Source organism: Limosilactobacillus viscerum, from assembly GCF_947387525.1.
Classification (GTDB): domain Bacteria; phylum Bacillota; class Bacilli; order Lactobacillales; family Lactobacillaceae; genus Limosilactobacillus; species Limosilactobacillus viscerum.
This window is the reverse complement of record NZ_CANDNW010000083.1, coordinates 1-339: the sequence shown is the minus strand read 5'-3', so window position 1 is coordinate 339 and position 339 is coordinate 1. Positions and strand designations below refer to the sequence as shown.

The 339-nt window shown below is 41.0% G+C and carries 1 pseudogene; it reads left to right on the top strand.

From position 1 onward, the window contains the following. Positions 1 to 171, top strand: a pseudogene (locus QOS07_RS09360) (IS30 family transposase); the annotation flags it as partial. Positions 172 to 339: the final 168 nt, after the last annotated feature.

Sequence of the window (339 nt, the reverse complement as noted above, 5' to 3'; positions counted from 1 at the left end):
AATGAGAACCGTAACCGAGTTTTACGACGCTTTATTCCCAAAGGCCAAGCTATTGAAGAGTTAAGCGATCACAAGCTGATTCAAATTAATTGGTATTTGACTTCCCGACCACTTAAATGTCTTAACTGGCAAACACCAATCGAGATCTTCTTGCTTAATCTACGTCACTAAATTTGTTCAAGTTATTTCTTACAATCTGCCTTATTAATATTTTTAACAAAAAAAGAACCGGCATTGGAAATGCACGGTTCTTCGAGGCCCTTTGCGTGGCAACGTCCTATCCTCGCAGGGAGCGATCCCCCAACTACTTTCGGCGTGTTGAAGCTTAACTTCTGTGTT